The organism is Arthrobacter oryzae (genome assembly GCF_003634095.1).
GTDB classification, from domain to species: Bacteria; Actinomycetota; Actinomycetes; order Actinomycetales; family Micrococcaceae; genus Arthrobacter; species Arthrobacter oryzae.
Window position 1 is genome coordinate 288,864 of sequence record NZ_RBIR01000003.1, and the last position, 15,466, is coordinate 304,329.

A 15,466-nucleotide genomic window follows, 5' to 3' on the forward strand; every position below is an offset into this window, starting at 1 on the left:
GAACACGCCATGACAGTCCGGCCCACCCTCCTCTCCGCCCACCCCAGCACGGGTCCCCGGCGGAAGCGTTCAGCGCTTCCCGCCGTCGTCCTCATCGGTGCCCTGTCCGGCTCGCTGGCCCTGACCTCCTGCTCAGATCCCGGCGCCTCCGCCGCGCCAGGCGGCCAGCCGGCAACGACGGCGGCGCGCAACGGCGTCGTCTACAACACCTCGCCGGACCAGCAGCGGATCCGGGCAGCGAAGGACGCGGCACTGGCCGCGAAGGTCCCCGCGCTGATCAGTAAGGACGGGAAGCTCACCGTCGCCACGACGGCGGGAGCGATCCCACTGTCCTTCCACGCCACGGACGACAAGACCCCGATCGGCGTCGAGGTTGACCTGGCCCAGCTGGTCGCGGACAAGCTGGGCCTGGACCTGGATGTCCAGGTGACCTCCTGGGAGAACTGGCCGCTGAAGACCCAGTCCGGCGACTTCGAGGCCGTGTTCTCCAACGTGGGCATCAACGCCGCCCGCGTGAAGCTCTTCGACTTCTCCAGCTACCGGGCCGCGTACATGGGCTTCGAGGCCAAAAAGAGCTCCAGCTACAACATCAAAGGGTCCGACGACATCTCCGGCCTGAAGATATCCGTGGGCTCGGGGACCAACCAGGAGAAGATCCTGATCGCCTGGAACAAGGAACTGGAAGCCAAGGGCAAGGCGCCGGCGGAGCTGCTGTACTACTCCTCCGACGCGGACACCATCCTGGCCCTGTCTTCCGGACGCACCGACCTGAACCTCGCGCCGTACCCGTCCATCACGTACCGCGAGAACACCCGCGACGACCTCAAGGTGGTGGGCAAGGTCAATGCCGGCTGGCCGTCCGAGACCCTGGTCGCCGCCACCACGCTCAAGGGCAACGGCCTGGCCCCGGCCATCACGGGCGCCCTGAACTCCGCGATCAAGGACGGCTCCTACGCCAAGGTCCTAGACCGCTGGGGACTCTCGGAGGAGGCCCTGCCGGAATCCAAGACGTTCACCGAGGCCAACTTCGGGACCGCCCCCGCAGGGAAAACAGCGGAAGGAAAAACACCGTGAGGTTCCAGGTCCTCGACATCATCCCGCACCTGAAGAACCCCGTCACCGGGGAGATCGTTTCCACTGCTGACCGGCTCGACCAGGTGGTGGAGACGGCGCGCCGGGCCGAGGAACTCGGCTTCGACAGCTTCTCCGTGGGGGAACGCCACGCGGGCGAGTTCATCTCCTCCTCCCCCACCACCGTGCTCGCCGCCATCGCCGCGGTCACGTCCAGAATCCGGCTGCAAAGCGGGGTGACCGTTCTCTCCGTGCTGGACCCGGTGCGGGTCGCGGAGGACTACGCCACGATCGACCAGCTCAGCCGCGGCCGGCTGGAACTGGTGATCGGCAAGGGCAACGAGGTGCTGCAGTACCCGCTGTTTGGCCTGGACCTGGCGGACCAGTGGGACCTCCTGGCCGAAAAATACGGCCTGCTCCGCCGGCTCTGGACGGAGGAAAACGTCACCTGGTCCGGGAGGTTCCGCGCAGCGCTGACGGAGCCCACCACCACCACGCCGCGGCCCTTCGCCGGCCCGCCGCGGGTGTGGCACGGTTCGGCCACCAGCCTGACCTCGGCGGCGCTGGCGGCGCAGTGGGGCGATCCGCTGTTCACGGCCAATGCGATCCAGCCGCGCGAAAACTACAAGGTGCTGATCGATCACTACCGCGAGGAATACGCCCGGCACGGCCACGATCCCCGGCGCCAGTATCTGGGCTCGGGCTCCGGTGCGGGCGGGGTTTTCATCGCCGACACCACGCAGGAGGCCAAGACGCAGTTCGGTCCGGTCTACGAGGCCCTCACGACCGGGCGGAATGTTCCCGGCAACAACTCCCCGTACCGGGACATCGACCACGCTGTCGCCGAGGGCCCGGCCCTGGTGGGCAGCCCGGAGCAGGTGATCGACAAGATCCTCAGCTACCACGGGGTCTACGGCCACGACCTGCAGTCCATCTCCCTGCCCACCACGCTGCCCTTCGACCAGCAGCTGGAAATTCTGGAGCGGTTCGCACTCGAGGTCATCCCCGCCGTCCGCGCCGCCGCACCCACCACACTGTGGGCCGACGGCGACCCCTACGCCGGCCGCCCCGACGGTGCCGCCGAACCCGACGGTGCCGCCGAACCCGACGCCGCGGCCCGAGTCCCGGCCGATCACAACACCCACAGGAGTCCCAATGTCTACACCCGCTGACACCAACCACCGCGCCAAGGGTGCCAGCCAGCCTGGTGCCAGCCAGGCTGGTGCCGGCCAGCCGGACCGCCGGAACATTCCCGATCGGGAATTTGAAGCAGCGTGGGCGGACTGGCATGCGGCGCATGAACGCCAGCGCGCCGCCCCCCACGGGTTCCTCGCCGTCACCCACCTGCACTGGCTCGACGCCTCGCCCGCCCGCCTGGACGGCGCGCCCGGCACGTGGAGCGTCGAGGACGACGTCGTCCGCCTGGTCCTGGGGGCAGGCGAACGCGTCCTCCGCGACGGGCAGGAACTGAACCCCGACGGCAACGAAGCCACCGTGTTCCTCGGCCCGATCCCCGAGCGCGAAGGGCTCACCCTGCGCGTGGAGGACGCCGGCGCCGGGCATACCGTGATCGAGCTCGCCAAGCGCGACGGCCGCTATGTGGTGCGGCCGCGGCATCCCCTCAATCCCCTGCTCACCGGCTACCGCGGCACACCCGCATACCCGGCCAATTCCGAATATTCCGTCAAGGGAATATTCGTTCCGTTTGCCGAACCCCGCCCCACCACGGTGGGCGCCGCGGTCGAAGGCATCCAGCACGTCTACGCGGCGCCGGGCGAGATCCGCTTCCGGCTGCACGGTAAGAACCTGAGCCTCACCGCCTTCAACGGCCACGCACCGGGGACGCTGTCCGTCCTCTTCACGGACGCGACGTCGGGCAAGACCACCTATGCGGCCAACCGTTCGCTCACCGTGCCGGCTCCGGGCGCCGACGGGACGGTCCCGCTCGACTTCAACCGGGCGGTGAACCTGCCGTGCGCCTACACCGACCTGGCGACGTGCCCGCTGCCGCCGGCCGAAAACCGCCTGCCGGTGGCCATCGAAGCCGGCGAACAGATCCCCTACGAACGTCAGGACGCATCATGAGCACTCTTCCCGCCATCCACGGGCCGCAGGGACGCGGCCTCCTGTTGCTCGAGCTCGACGGCGCCGGCAGCCACCCGGCGGCGTGGCGGGTTACCCGCTCGGCACCCGCCGTCTCGCTGGCCCCGGAACACCTCCGCGGCGCTGTCCTGACCGCCGAGTCCGCCGGGTTCCACGCGGCGACCTTTTCCGACCCTGGCCTGCAGGACACTGCGCTGCCCGACCAGCCGGATCCCGGCACCGCGGCCCGGCTCAACGCCCTGCAGCGCGCGGCGTTCGCCGGTCCCGTGACCCGCTCCCTCGCCCTGATCCCGGAAGTGGACACCGTCTACACCGAGCCCTTCCACGTCTCCACCCAGCTGGCCAGCCTGGACTACGTGTCCGGCGGACGGGCCGGCTGGCTGGTGGCCGCCTCCACCAGCGCGGCCGATGCCGGCGCCGTCGGACGGGACACCGTGCGCGGGGCGCGGCTCGCCCGGGAGGCTGGCGATTCGATCGAGGTCAGCCGCAGGCTCTGGGACTCCTGGGAGGACGACGCCGTGATCCGTGAAGTCGCCACCGGCCGCTACCTCGACGTCGACAAGCTGCACTACGTCGACGTCGACAACGACAACTATTCGGTCAAGGGTCCGTCGATCATTCCGCGGCCGCTCCAGGGCCAGCTCCCGGTGCTGGCTCCGGCCGGGCTCCTCACCCCGGAGGACGTCGCGGCCGGAGCAGCCGATGCACTCCTGGTCTCGGCCCCGGCGCCCGAACTCCTGGCCGCAGAGATCGCCGGGATACGGGCCGGGCTCGCCATCGGGGGAAGCGAACCGGCCCTGATTGCGGAGCTCGACGTCGTGCTGGACTCCCGTGGCCAGACCGCCGCGGACAGGCTGGCCGCCCTGAACGGCCACACCGCGTGGCAGAGCCCGCGGGCGCGGTTCGTCGGGTCGGCGGTTGAGCTGACTGAATTGCTCGCCGGGGTTCTGGCATGGGCCGACGGCGTCCGCCTGCACCCCGCCGTGCTGGAAACGGATCTTGAAGAACTCTCGCAACTGGTCCTCCCCGAGCTGCGCCGGCGCGGGCTCCTGGCGCCCATCACCCCGGGCGCCACTTTCCGCGAACTGCTGGGGCTGGCGCGGCCCGCCAGCCGGTACGCAACCGCACCCAGCACACCGGCCAGCGCCGCATCCGTCACCCCCACCGCCGGCGCGGAAAACTAAGGAGTCCGTCATGAATCACAGCACCCGCCCCGCCACCGAGTTCACCCCCTCCGGGCAACTCCAGCTCGGCGTCTTCTTCCAGGGCGTCAACTCCGGGACCGTCTGGAAGACGGCCGAGTCCGGCTCCCAGACGGATTTCGAATCGTTCCGGCGCATCGCCCAGACCGCCGAGCGCGGCCTGTTCGCCGCATTCTTCCTCGGCGAGGGCCTGCGGCTGCGCGAGCACCTCGGCCGCCCGCACGCTCTCGATGTCGCCGGACGGCCGGACGCTCAGACGGCGCTGGCCGCCCTCGCCGCGGTCACCACAAACATCGGCCTGGTCGCAACCCAGAACACCACGTACAACGACCCCGCGGACCTGGCGCACCGGCTCTCCTCGCTGGACCTGCTGTCCGGCGGCCGCGCAGCCTGGAACATCGTCACCACGGACAACGCGTGGACCGGCGCCAACTTCCGCCGCGGCGGCTACCTTGACCATGCGGACCGGTACACCCACGCCGAGGCCTTCGTGCAAACCGCCAAGCGGATCTGGGACGCGTGGGACGACGATCCCATCGCAGCGTCGGCGTCCTCGACCCGCTGGGCGGCGGAGGGCGCGGTCCGGCGGGTGCGCCACAACGGCCGGCACTACACCGTGGACGTCACCCCGCGGCTGCCGCGCAGCGCCCAGTACCGGCCGGTGCTGTTCCAGGCCGGTGATTCGCCCGAAGGGCGGGAATTCGCCGCCCGCCAGGCGGACGTCATTTTCTCCGCGCACCCCCAACTGGACGACGCCCTGGACTTCCGCCGGGACATCGTGGCGCGCACGCTCCGCGCCGGCCGGGGCGCCAATGACGTGAAGATCATGCCCGCCAGCGAGTTCATTCTCGCCGCCACCCCGCGGGAAGCGCTCGAAAAGAAGGCCTGGGTCCGCAGCCTGCAGATCGGCCCGCAGCAGGCCATCGCCTACCTGGAGCAGTTCTGGGGCCGTGAGCTGCAGGGCTACGATCCCGACGGGCCGCTGCCGGAGATCGACCCCGTGGTGGAAGAGACCTCGGAGACCCGTGGCAGCGGATTCCACGGCGCCAAGGCCCGGCAGCTGGCAGACCAGTGGCGGGCCGAGGCCAAGGAGCAGGGCCTGTCCATCCGCCAGTTCGTCTCGGCCAAGACCAGCCGGGGCGACTCCACTTTCACGGGCTCGTACTCCGAGGTCGCGGACCGGCTGGCCGAGTACGCCCGCACGGGCGCCGTCGACGGTTTCAACATCTCGCCCTGGCTCATCCCCTCCGGGCTCGATGACATCGTCAACCACCTCGTCCCGGAACTCCAGGAGCGCGGGGTGTACCCGAAGCAGTACGCGGGCAGCACGCTCCGGGCGAACCTCGGCCTGGCCACCCCGGTCCGCACATCAGCCGGCGTCGAGGCCGCGGCCGCGGCCGCGGCCAGGACCAGCGCGGTCACAGGCTAAGCCCGCGCAGCCCCCAGCAGGCAGACACAAGGAATCCCCGCCGGAGACGTTCCCGGCGGGGATTCTTGGCTTTCGGCACCGAACTGCTGCAGCCGACGGCGTTGGAGCGCCCCTTTTGAAGCAACGCGGGGTCACTTCGCGCCCATCCCGGAGGGGATTATGGGCGCGAAGTGACCCCGCGTTGGTTTGAGCGGGTCGGGGGCGGGCTACTTCTTCGGCAGGCCCGCCGGGTTCAGCTCCGACGTCGTGACGGCCTCCTCGGACAGCCCCCAGCGGTCCAGGATCTTGGCGTAGCTGCCGTCCTGGATCAAGTGGTTCAGGCCGGCCTGGGCCGCGGCGGCGAAGCCGTTGCCCTTCTTGGTGGTGACGGCGATGCTGGCCTTCAGGGGCCAGCCGCCGTCGACGAGGCCCACCAGTTTGGTCTTGGCGTCGGTGGCCGCTTTGTAGGCGGCCGTGGCGTTGGGACCGAAAGAGAGGTCCGCCCGGCCGGACTGAAGGGCAAGTTGGGAGGCGGAGTCGTCGTCGAAATACTGGAACTCCACGGGCTTGAGGCCGTTTTTCTTGTTCTCCTCATCCCAGCGCAGCAGGATTGCTTCCTGGTTGGTGCCGGAGCCGACGATCACGCGCTTGCCGGCAACGTCCGGGGCCGACTCGACTTTGGTGATGCTGCTCCCGGCCGTGGCGTAGAAGCCCAACTTGTCCTCGCGGTAGCTGGCGAAGTCGAACTTGAGCTTGCGTTCCTCCGTGACGGTGACGTTGGAGAGCACTGCCTCGTATTTGCCGGAATCGACGCCGAGCGGCCAGTCGGCCCACGCGGTGGGGACAATGTCCGCCTCCAGGCCCAGCGACTCCGCCAGAGCGACGGCGATGTCCACCTCATTGCCCACCGGCGTCTTGTTATCGGTGGCGTAGACGGCCAGCGGCGCCGCGAACGGGCTCACCGCCACGGTCAGTTTCCCGTCCTTTTTGATGGCATCCGGGACAAGCTTGGCCGCCGCCGCGTCCACCGTGACCTTGACGCGGTCCTGCTGCGGCGAGAGGTTGAACTGCTTGACGCCGGAAGAGGACGCCGGCGCCGCCGTGGTGCCCCCGGCAGCGGCGGCACCGGGGTCGGAGCAGGCCGCGAGACCCAGGAGGGTGCTGGCCGCCAAGGCGACGGTGACGCCCGATTTGAACGAAAGACTGGACATGTTCTCCCCTTGAGAGTAGTTGTCGATGGTGCTGGTGGCAGCAACTATCCGGGCGCAGGCAAAGCCGGTCAAAGCGCCGCGAAACCGGGTGAAACCAGAGGATACAGGCGGTAATACCCGTTCATCGGACGTCCGCGGACACGGCCCGGGGAGGCGCCGTGTTACCGAACATTGCCCTCCGTGACGCGGGGGGACGGAATTGTTCACGGCGGCCCTCAACTGGCCTAGCCTGCATAGAAGACCTGAAGAAAGACCGCACGACACAGGAGGGGTGAACTTGTCAGCGAGCACGTCGCGCACTGCGCACCGGACCACGCACCGGACCAGCATCAACGCTCCGGCGGACCTGGTGTTCAGCATGCTGCGCGACGCCTCGCATTGGCCTTTCATCGACGGCCTGACGGTCTACTCGGAGCGCGTCAGCGGTGACGACGCCACGCACGAGCTCCGCACGTCGGTGGTTTCCAACGGTGCGCTCAGTTCCAGCCATTGCTGGCGCGTCTTTGATGCCGCCAGCCACCGCGCCGAGTTCCAGCAGCTGGATCTGGAGCCACCGCTCCTGCACCTCGGCGGCGACTGGGAGATCCGGCTCTCGGACGGGCTCTCGGTGGTCACGCTGAGTCACGGATTCGAGGTCGACGACGAGCACCTCGCCGAGCAGATCAATCAAATCATCGAGGACTACAGCCGGCGGGAACTCGAGGCGCTCCGGGCCAGCTGCGAACGGCTGTCCATCCTGCTGCAGCACCACGCCCCGCAGGGACAGCCGGCGGACGTGTCCGCGGGCCAGCCCGGTGAACGAACCGTTGCCCAAACCCCGGCCCCGCCAACCGCGAAGGAGGTTTGAATGTCCGAGGACAGATATACGACGGAACGGGACGGCTTTGGCCGGCTCCTCGCGGACCGCGAGGTCTGGCGGCAGGCCAGCACCATCGCGGCGGCCGGCGAACTGACCGCGCGCTGGCTCGAGGGCAACAGCCAGTACCAGCCCGGAGTCTTCTCCCCCGGGTTCGACGACGAGACCGCGGGCATCGCCGGCGAGCTCGCCCGCCTCAACCGCAGCGGCCTCTTCACCAAGGAATCACAGCCGGGCGTTCGGAACGGAGAACTTGCACAACGCGCCTACGTGACAGCCTTCTGCAGCCCGGAGACGGCGATGGCGCTCCTGGCCTTGTCCACCCGGACGGCCCTTGTGACGGTGGTCCACGCTCCCGGGGAGACGAGCAGCGCCTCCATCCCCGTGACCGTGCAGGACGGCGACGTCGTGACCGTGCTGGGAAGCAGCGAAGAGCCGGTGGCGGAAGACCAGCTTAAGGACTGGGCGGAGGAGTCCAACGAGACTCTGGCCCTCGTCCTAGCGGACGCCTGGTACGTGGAAGTCTTCGATCCTGTCTGGGGCCGGAACGATGTCCTCCTGCCCGCAGTGTTTGAGGCGCTGCAGGCCGGGTAGCCCGTGAACAGTCCGCGGGAACGCCCGCCAACGCGGGCCGGCGGCTGCGTGGCCGGCCGGTTATCTACATGTCGGCGGCATCCCAGCCGATGCTGGCAGCCTCGTCCAGCGTGCGGGACTCAAAATGTTCCAGCATGTCCTTCATTGCCTCGACGCTCTGCTTGAACAGGGCAGAATCCCGCCACTGCTCAATCTGTTCGAGGGATTCCCAGGGACCGGTACTGATGAACCGGTTTTTGACGTCACGGTCGTGCATCAGCACGGCTTTGGCGTTGGGAAAATCCTCTTTCGACTTCCTGGCCAGGTCCCGCCAGGCCTGCACAAAATCGTTCTCGCGGCCGGGATGCACCAGCCAGATTCCGAGCGTATAGACAGACACGTCGATCTCCTCCATGGTCCGTACGGGGTTGATACGGCGATTATGTTCCAGTCCTCCGGCGGGCGGTAGGGCCGGATTGCCCGAGGGGCTGCGCGGGGCCGCCAATAGACCGTTGTCTGGGTGAAGGGGAAGGGCCTAGCATGTGGGCAGGCCCCACTCCGGGGACCAGCCCCGGACCTTCCATCATTGGGATCGGGCAGGCTTGGGAGGCCGATGTCCTGGGCGTCACGGGATAGGAAGAACCATGAGCAAATATCTGTTCGAAGCGAACTACGTTGGCGACGGCATCAAGGGCCTCATGCGTGAGGGCGGCACCAAACGGCGTGACGCGGTGGTCGCGGCCCTTAAATCCGTCGGCGGCTCGCTCGATAGCTTTTACTATGCCTTCGGCGACACCGACGTCGTAGGGATCTTTGATATCCCCGATCAGGCAGACGCCGTCGCGCTGTCACTGATGATCAATTCCACCGGTGCCGTGAACCTGCACCTGAAGCCGCTGATGACGGCGGAAGATGTCGACGCTGCAACCACGAAGAAGCCGTCCTACCGGGCTCCGGGGCAGTAGAGGACGGGCACGCACTCCGGCAAAGGGAGTGCTGGCCCGGCCACGCCGGTGTCCCATGAGGGATCTTGGCGTGGCCGGGCCCAGTCATCGCGTTACTTGACGCTGTTTTCCTCGTCGGCGGCGGGGTCGGCCAACTCGGACCGGCGGCCCTAGCTCAGGGTCGCGGTATCGATCACGAAGCGGTACCGGACGTCCGAGGCGAGGACGCGCTCGTAGGCGTCGTTGATCTTGTCGGCCGGGATGACCTCGATCTCGGCACCCAGGCCGTGCTCGGCGCAGAAGTTGAGCATTTCCTGGGTTTCACGGATCCCGCCGATCATCGACCCGGCGAAGGAACGGCGGCCGCCGATGAGCGCGAATGCGTTCACCGGGAGCGGCTCGGCGGGGGCGCCGACGTTGACCAGTGCGCCGTCGAGGGCCAGCAGCTGCAGGTAGGAGCTGATGTCGATCGAGGCGCTGACCGTGTTGATGATGAGGTCGAAGCTGCCGGCGAGATCGGTGAAGGTGTTCTCGTCGCTCGTGGCGTAGTAATGGTCCGCGCCCAGTTTGAGGCCGTCTTCCTGCTTCTTCAGCGACTGGGACAGGACCGTGACCTCGGCGCCCATGGCGTGGGCGATCTTGACGGCCATGTGGCCAAGCCCGCCCAGGCCGACAACCGCGACTTTCTTGCCGGGACCGGCGCCCCAGTGGTGCAGCGGCGAGTAGGTGGTGATGCCGGCGCACAGAAGCGGCGCGGCGACGTCGAGCTCGATGCCCTCGGGGATGGTGACCACGAAGTCCTCGGTCACCACCACGTGGGTGGAGTAGCCGCCCTGGGTGACGGTGCCGTCACGGTCCACGGCGCCGTAGGTGCCGGTGTTGCCGGACAGGCAGTACTGCTCCTCGCCGGCCTGGCAGTTGACGCATTCGCCGCAGGAATTGACCATGCAGCCGACGCCGACGCGGTCCCCGACAGCGTGCTTGGTGACGGCGGAGCCGATCTCGGTGACGATTCCGGCGATTTCGTGGCCCGGGACCAGGGGGTAGGACTGGGGTCCCCAGTCGCCGCGGACGGTGTGGATGTCCGAATGGCAGATCCCGGCGAACTTGATCTCGATCAGGACATCATGCGGTCCCACATCGCGGCGCTCAACGGTGGTGGGGACGAGCGGCTCGGTCGCGGACGGTGATGCGTAAGCGTTGACGGTGAGCAATGAATCTCCTGCTTGTTGGTCTTGGGTGTTGTTCCGTCGTTGGGGGTGGTTCAACGGAACACCATCCATCAAACCCCTCATCGCCGCGCTGAGGGAGTCCCTGCTGATAGGGGTACTGGCAGGGTCTCCCTTAGGGAGCCGTAACGCCTAACGTTGATGGCATGGACAATCGAGACGCGACCCGCGAATTCCTTGCCTCGCGCCGGGCGAAAATCACCCCCGAGCAATCGGGGCTGCCGGTCTACGGCGCAAAGCGCCGCGTGCCCGGGCTGCGCCGCGGGGAGGTCGCCCTGCTGGCAGGCGTCAGCGTCGAGTATTACACCCGGCTGGAGCGGGGGAACCTGTCCGGCGTTTCGGAGGGCGTGCTGGAAGCGGTGGCCAGGGCCCTGCAGCTCGACGACGCCGAACGGGCGCACCTTTTCGATCTGGCCCGGGCCGCGGCGCCGGGCAGCCGGACCCGGCGTCGTCCCCGTCCCGCGGAATCCGTACGACGGAATATTCAGCTGACGCTGAACGCGATCACCAACGCGCCCGCGCTTGTCCACAACGGGCGCATGGACATCATCGCCGCCAATCCGCTCGGCTATGCCCTGTATTCGGACATGTATACGGGTCCGGCCCGCCCGGCCAACCATGCCCGGTTCATTTTCCTGAACGACCGCTCGCGCAGCTTCTACCCGGACTGGGAGCGTGCGGCGAACGACACTGTAGCAATCCTGCGCACCGAGGCCGGCAGGGACCCCTATGACCGCGGGCTGACCGATCTGGTCGGCGAACTTTCGACCAGGAGCGAGGAATTCCGCACGCTTTGGGCCGCGCACAATGTCCGCCTGCACTACACCGGGATCAAACACATCCGTCACCCGGTGGTCGGGGACCTGCACCTGATGTACGAGGCCTTGGACATCTCGGCCGACACCGGGCTGTCCCTGCTCGTGTACAACGCCGAGCCCGGCTCCGGATCGGAAGACGCGCTGCGGCTCCTGGCCAGCTGGGCCGCGACCAATCCGCAGATCAAGGCGGCCGCTGCCGCCACCGCTGACAAAGCCTGACCGCACGCCGCGGCGCCAGGCGGGAGTTCTCAGGCCGGAGTTCTTAGGCGGAGTTCTCAGGTCAGGGCGGAAATGCCGTCCGCGTATCCTTCGGGCTGGCTGCCGCCGGGGGTATATCCGGGGGTGTACTGGTTCAGCCAAGCCATCGCGGCGTCCCTGGACGTGAAGAACTCGTGGGGATACCGCGTGTGCCGCTTCATGGCCGCCGCCACCACCCGATCCACTGTGCTGGATCCGAGCACCGCAATCGCCAACACCCCTGTGGTCTGGGCGAACTCGTACCTGGCGGCCGCGCTGATCTCCACGTCCGTCATTTCAGAGAGCATCGGCATTGGGGTTCCGCCGGTGACCTGCTCGACGGCCCGCATAGCGTCCACGGCGTCATGGACGTCAACCACGGAACCGGGCATCCAGACAGAGGTGATGATGCCCGCGCTGACGCTGAGCACGTTCTTTCCCTGCGCTGCGGTTATGTGTCCTGGCATCATTGGGACCATTCTAGGGCCGGCCTTGTTAAGCCGGGGCTTTGAGACTCGGTGCGCGTGGCGGGGACCGCACGGGCGCCTGCATACGCCGGCCCGGCGCCCGTCCTTGAGGCTTCCCGGGACACGCCCGGCCGCCCTCGCGCATGCAGGAACACGCCCTCCGCCGTCACGCGTGCAGGGACATGCCCTCCGCCGTTGCCCGGCAATGAGCATATTCACTGCTGCCGGTCCGCTGCAACGAGCATGTCCTGGCGCGGCCCCGCAGCAACGAGCATGTCCCCCGCAGCAGCCCCGCAGCAACGAGCATGTTCCCCGGGGCGGCCAAGGAATGGACATAGTGGGCCTATGTCCATTCCTTGGCGCGGGAGGAGCGCATGTCCACCCCGACGAGGGGGCCGGACCCGGCCGGGCCAGGCCGGACTCGGCCGGACCAGGCCACACACCCCGGACGAGGGGGCCAGACCCGGGGGGTCCGGCGAGGCATCGGGGCTGACTTATCGGGACCGTCCGGGATCAGGACTCCAGTACGAGCAGTTGGGCCTTGTCAGCATCCCAGCCCACCCACAGTTCCTCATCCGGCACGATTCCCGCGCCGCGGTCCGAGCTCAGCTCACGAAGCTGCAGTTCGTGGCCGCCGGCCATGAGGCGGTGCCGGACCGTGGCGCCCAAATTCGTTGACGAGAGCAAGGTCGCGGCGCATCCGTTGCCCGCCGACGTCCGCGTTCTGAACTTCAGGTGTTCCGGGCGGATGGACACGGCGTAGTTCTCGCCGCTTGCACCGCGGTCCCGGACCTTTGCCAGGCCGAGCCCGCCCAGGTCCACTACTGCTTCCTCGCCGTCGCGTTCCACGATCGTGCACGGAATGAGGTTGGTGTCGCCGAGGAAGCTGGCCACCCAGTCCGTCTCGGGGTGGTTGTAGACTTCCTCCGGCGGCCCCGACTGAACGATTTTCCCGTCCCGCATCACCACGATCCGGTCGGACATGGCCATGGCCTCGTCCTGGTCATGGGTCACGAACAGCACGGAAATGCCCAGGCTCTTTTGCAGGGTCTTGATCTCCTCCTGCATCTGCTCCCGCAGCCGCTTGTCCAAGGCGGCCATCGGCTCGTCCAGAAGCAGAGCGGCCGGCTTGAATACCAGCGCCCTGGCCAGCGCCACCCGCTGCTGCTGGCCGCCGGAGAGTTGACGGGGCTTGCGGTCGCCCATCTTGCCCAGCCCCACACGGTCCAAGGCCTCCGAGGCGCGCTGGCGGCGTTCCGGGCCCGGAACCTTCCTCATCCGGAGGGCGAACTCAACGTTTTCCAGGGCGCTCATGTGCGGAAACAGCGCATAGTTCTGGAAGACGACGCCGAGATTCCGTTCCCGCGGCGGCAGCGTGTCCACCGGGCTGCCGTCGATCAGGACCGAGCCGGCGGTGTGCTCCTCAAACCCGGCCACCATCATCATCGTTGTTGTCTTGCCGGAACCGCTGGGGCCCAGCAGGGTGACGAACTCGCCGGGCTGAACCGTCAGGTCCAGCTCGTCCACGGCAACGACGTCGCCGTACCGTTTGCTGACCCGGCGGAGCTCAATGGCGCCCTGCGCGGCACGCCCGGACCGCGGAACTGAGCCCGCGGAAATTACTGATGCGGTCATCGACTTTCCTTACGTTTGTGCGGACACGGCCAGCGGCAGCATCCGAGCCGAGGAGCGGCGCTTGAGGACAAACATGACTTGGAGCAGAAGCCCGACGGTGGCCACGCTGACCAGCAGGGCGGAGGACACGGCGATCTTCGGGGTCAGGTTGAACTGAATGTCGGTGAACATCTTGACCGGCAGGGTGGTCGCCCCCGGTGACTGCATGAAGAGCGACATCACGGTCTCGTCAATGGAGACCGAGAACGCGAACAGCGCCCCGGAGATCAGGCCCGGCAAGATGACGGGCAGATACACGTGGCGGAGAACCGAAAGGGCACCGGCCCCGAGGCTCTGCGCCGACCTGACCAGAGCAGGGTTGAGCCCGGCCAAGCTTGCCCGGGTGGTCAGATAGACGTACGGGGTCGCGATCACCGCATGCGCAAGGCCGATGGGAACGATGCTGCCCACCATGCCCACCGAGATGAAGAACTGGTAGAACGCCAGCGCCAGCACCACGGTGGGCACGATCATCGGCGCCAGGATCAGGCCCACGACGGCGGGCTGCCCCGGGAATTTGCGCCCGTGCAGACCGATTGCCGCGGTAGCCCCCAACAGCACCCCGATGACGACGGCGATCCCCGCCGACTGGAGGCTGGCCGTCAGGGCCGACGTCCATGCCCGGTCGGCAAAGAATCCCGCCACCGCGGCGAAGGAAATTCCCTCCGGCGGGAAGGTGATGTAGCGGCTGTCGTTCAGCGCCACCGGCACCACAATCGCCGTCGGAATCACGAGGAAGAGGAAAACGGGGATGGAGAACAGCGCGAGTGCGCGCTGCTGCGGATTAGTTGTCTTCATGTTGGCCCCCGGCCTTGAGTACACGCTGGTAGACGGCCACCAGGATGCTGACCATGACCGTCAGGATCACGGCCAGCGCCGCTGCCCCGGAGAAGTCCGTGAGCTGCCGGGCGTAGTAGTCGATCTGGTTGGCGATCATCATGTCACCGGGCCCGCCCATCACCACGGGCGTGATGAAGAAACCGGTGCTGATGATGAAGACCAACAACCCCGCCGCGGAGATGCCCGGCAAACTCAGCGGGAGGGTGATCCTGCGGAAGACGGATCCTTCCCGTGCGCCAAGCGACCGGGCCGCGAGCCCGAGCCTGTCATCAATGGATGTCAGCGAGGAGAAAATCGGGAACACCGCGTACGGCAGGAGGCAGTGCACCATGCCGACGATCACGGCAAACCGGTTGTGGAGCAGCGGGATCGGCGCGTCCGTCAGCCCGATCCCCTGCAGGAACGCGTTGACCAGACCGTTGTCCTGCAGCAGGACCGCCCAGGCGAAGTTTTTCACCAGGATCCCGGTCCAGAACGGCAGGAGCACGACGGCGAAGAGGATCACCCGGGTGACGTTCCCGGCACGCCAAAGGACCATGGCGATGACGTAGCCGAGCACCACAGTCACGATGGTGCTCACGAGGCTGATGGTCAGGGTATTGACCAGCGCCCGCAACACCAGCGGGTCCTCGAGGACCCGCTGGTAGGCGTTGTCCGCGAAGCTTGCGCCGACCAGTTTGCCCAGCGGCGTCAGGAACAGCACCACGTCGAAGGCGAGGATCGGGGCGAGCAGCAGCCACCACCCGCTGCGCCGCCGTCGGGGTGTCGAATCAGCGGAAGGAGGGGAATCCCTGCCCCGGGGCCGCGGCCCCGCCAAGGTTGCGTTGCTCATC

Annotated in this window: 16 protein-coding genes; 9 read left to right on the forward strand and 7 right to left on the reverse strand. The window is 67.7% G+C overall.

The features are described from left to right. The first annotated feature begins 9 nt into the window (after positions 1-9). From C8D78_RS08995 to C8D78_RS09015, 5 genes are read left to right on the forward strand one after another with little or no spacing between them, the layout of a single operon-like run. The gene (locus C8D78_RS08995; protein ID WP_120952600.1) at positions 10-1,074 is read left to right on the forward strand and encodes an ABC transporter substrate-binding protein; all 1,065 of its coding nucleotides are present in this window, start codon (positions 10-12) and stop codon (positions 1,072-1,074) included. Then, the gene (locus C8D78_RS09000) at positions 1,071-2,243 is read left to right on the forward strand and encodes an LLM class flavin-dependent oxidoreductase (RefSeq protein WP_120952603.1); all 1,173 of its coding nucleotides are present in this window, start codon (positions 1,071-1,073) and stop codon (positions 2,241-2,243) included. The genes C8D78_RS08995 and C8D78_RS09000 overlap by 4 nt, the downstream gene beginning before the upstream one ends. Next, positions 2,227-3,156 (forward strand): DUF1684 domain-containing protein, encoded by a 930-nt coding sequence (locus C8D78_RS09005; RefSeq protein ID WP_120952606.1) that lies wholly within the window; start codon positions 2,227-2,229, stop codon positions 3,154-3,156. The genes C8D78_RS09000 and C8D78_RS09005 overlap by 17 nt, the downstream gene beginning before the upstream one ends. Continuing rightward, complete coding sequence (locus C8D78_RS09010; protein WP_120952609.1) at positions 3,153-4,358, forward strand: LLM class flavin-dependent oxidoreductase; 1,206 nt, start codon at positions 3,153-3,155, stop codon at positions 4,356-4,358. Before C8D78_RS09005 ends, C8D78_RS09010 begins: the two co-directional genes overlap by 4 nt. Positions 4,359-4,368: 10 nt before the next feature. Next, positions 4,369-5,805 (forward strand): NtaA/DmoA family FMN-dependent monooxygenase, encoded by a 1,437-nt coding sequence (locus tag C8D78_RS09015; protein ID WP_120952612.1) that lies wholly within the window; start codon positions 4,369-4,371, stop codon positions 5,803-5,805. A 206-nt stretch (positions 5,806-6,011) separates the two neighbouring features. Here C8D78_RS09015 and C8D78_RS09020 read toward each other — a convergent pair whose 3' ends face one another. Next, a complete protein-coding gene (locus tag C8D78_RS09020; RefSeq protein WP_120952615.1) occupies positions 6,012-6,995 on the reverse strand; it encodes an ABC transporter substrate-binding protein in 984 nt (327 codons plus the stop codon). A gap of 277 nt (positions 6,996-7,272) precedes the next feature. Between C8D78_RS09020 and C8D78_RS09025 the strand changes: the two genes are divergently transcribed. Together C8D78_RS09025 and C8D78_RS09030 are read left to right on the forward strand one after the other, a co-directional pair. Continuing rightward, entirely contained in the window at positions 7,273-7,842 is a 570-nt protein-coding gene (locus C8D78_RS09025; protein WP_120953278.1) for an SRPBCC family protein, read from the forward strand. Continuing rightward, positions 7,843-8,445, forward strand: coding sequence for a DUF6919 domain-containing protein (locus tag C8D78_RS09030; RefSeq protein ID WP_120952618.1), 603 nt, complete (start codon positions 7,843-7,845; stop codon positions 8,443-8,445). A 64-nt stretch (positions 8,446-8,509) separates the two neighbouring features. Here the strand turns inward: C8D78_RS09030 and C8D78_RS09035 are convergent, their stop codons facing one another. Further along, a complete protein-coding gene (locus C8D78_RS09035; RefSeq protein ID WP_120952621.1) occupies positions 8,510-8,839 on the reverse strand; it encodes an antibiotic biosynthesis monooxygenase in 330 nt (109 codons plus the stop codon). A gap of 229 nt (positions 8,840-9,068) precedes the next feature. On the opposite strand from C8D78_RS09035, the gene C8D78_RS09040 reads away from it, so the two are divergent. Then, on the forward strand, positions 9,069-9,389 hold the full coding sequence (locus C8D78_RS09040; RefSeq protein WP_120952624.1) for a GYD domain-containing protein: 321 nt from the start codon (positions 9,069-9,071) through the stop codon (positions 9,387-9,389). Between the two features lie 149 nt (positions 9,390-9,538). On the opposite strand, the gene C8D78_RS09045 is transcribed toward C8D78_RS09040, so the two are convergent. Beyond that, positions 9,539-10,582, reverse strand: coding sequence for an NAD(P)-dependent alcohol dehydrogenase (locus tag C8D78_RS09045; RefSeq protein WP_120952627.1), 1,044 nt, complete (start codon positions 10,580-10,582; stop codon positions 9,539-9,541). A gap of 161 nt (positions 10,583-10,743) precedes the next feature. Between C8D78_RS09045 and C8D78_RS09050 the strand changes: the two genes are divergently transcribed. Then, entirely contained in the window at positions 10,744-11,634 is an 891-nt protein-coding gene (locus C8D78_RS09050; protein ID WP_120952630.1) for a helix-turn-helix transcriptional regulator, read from the forward strand. Between the two features lie 56 nt (positions 11,635-11,690). On the opposite strand, the gene C8D78_RS09055 is transcribed toward C8D78_RS09050, so the two are convergent. The 4 genes from C8D78_RS09055 to C8D78_RS09070 form a co-directional block, all read right to left on the reverse strand. Next, entirely contained in the window at positions 11,691-12,122 is a 432-nt protein-coding gene (locus tag C8D78_RS09055) for a DUF7793 family protein (protein WP_167467883.1), read from the reverse strand. Positions 12,123-12,632: 510 nt separating this feature from the next. Next, positions 12,633-13,754, reverse strand: a complete 1,122-nt coding sequence (locus tag C8D78_RS09060) for an ABC transporter ATP-binding protein (protein WP_120952636.1) — start codon at positions 13,752-13,754, stop codon at positions 12,633-12,635. A gap of 9 nt (positions 13,755-13,763) precedes the next feature. After that, positions 13,764-14,591, reverse strand: coding sequence for an ABC transporter permease (locus tag C8D78_RS09065; protein WP_120952639.1), 828 nt, complete (start codon positions 14,589-14,591; stop codon positions 13,764-13,766). Further along, complete coding sequence (locus tag C8D78_RS09070) at positions 14,578-15,465, reverse strand: ABC transporter permease (RefSeq protein WP_120952642.1); 888 nt, start codon at positions 15,463-15,465, stop codon at positions 14,578-14,580. Before C8D78_RS09070 ends, C8D78_RS09065 begins: the two co-directional genes overlap by 14 nt. Position 15,466: the final 1 nt, after the last annotated feature.

Excerpts from the sequence above, each read along its gene's own strand:
- C8D78_RS08995 (WP_120952600.1), top strand. The coding sequence starts at position 10 with ATGACAGTCCGGCCCACCCTCCTCTCCGCCCACCCCAGCACGGGTCCC.
- C8D78_RS09005 (WP_120952606.1), top strand. The coding sequence starts at position 2,227 with ATGTCTACACCCGCTGACACCAACCACCGCGCCAAGGGTGCCAGCCAG.
- C8D78_RS09010 (WP_120952609.1), top strand. The coding sequence starts at position 3,153 with ATGAGCACTCTTCCCGCCATCCACGGGCCGCAGGGACGCGGCCTCCTG.
- C8D78_RS09015 (WP_120952612.1), top strand. The coding sequence starts at position 4,369 with ATGAATCACAGCACCCGCCCCGCCACCGAGTTCACCCCCTCCGGGCAA.
- C8D78_RS09020 (WP_120952615.1), bottom strand. The coding sequence starts at position 6,995 with ATGTCCAGTCTTTCGTTCAAATCGGGCGTCACCGTCGCCTTGGCGGCC.
- C8D78_RS09030 (WP_120952618.1), top strand. The coding sequence starts at position 7,843 with ATGTCCGAGGACAGATATACGACGGAACGGGACGGCTTTGGCCGGCTC.
- C8D78_RS09035 (WP_120952621.1), bottom strand. The coding sequence starts at position 8,839 with ATGGAGGAGATCGACGTGTCTGTCTATACGCTCGGAATCTGGCTGGTG.
- C8D78_RS09040 (WP_120952624.1), top strand. The coding sequence starts at position 9,069 with ATGAGCAAATATCTGTTCGAAGCGAACTACGTTGGCGACGGCATCAAG.
- C8D78_RS09050 (WP_120952630.1), top strand. The coding sequence starts at position 10,744 with ATGGACAATCGAGACGCGACCCGCGAATTCCTTGCCTCGCGCCGGGCG.
- C8D78_RS09055 (WP_167467883.1), bottom strand. The coding sequence starts at position 12,122 with ATGATGCCAGGACACATAACCGCAGCGCAGGGAAAGAACGTGCTCAGC.
- C8D78_RS09060 (WP_120952636.1), bottom strand. The coding sequence starts at position 13,754 with ATGACCGCATCAGTAATTTCCGCGGGCTCAGTTCCGCGGTCCGGGCGT.
- C8D78_RS09065 (WP_120952639.1), bottom strand. The coding sequence starts at position 14,591 with ATGAAGACAACTAATCCGCAGCAGCGCGCACTCGCGCTGTTCTCCATC.
- C8D78_RS09070 (WP_120952642.1), bottom strand. The coding sequence starts at position 15,465 with ATGAGCAACGCAACCTTGGCGGGGCCGCGGCCCCGGGGCAGGGATTCC.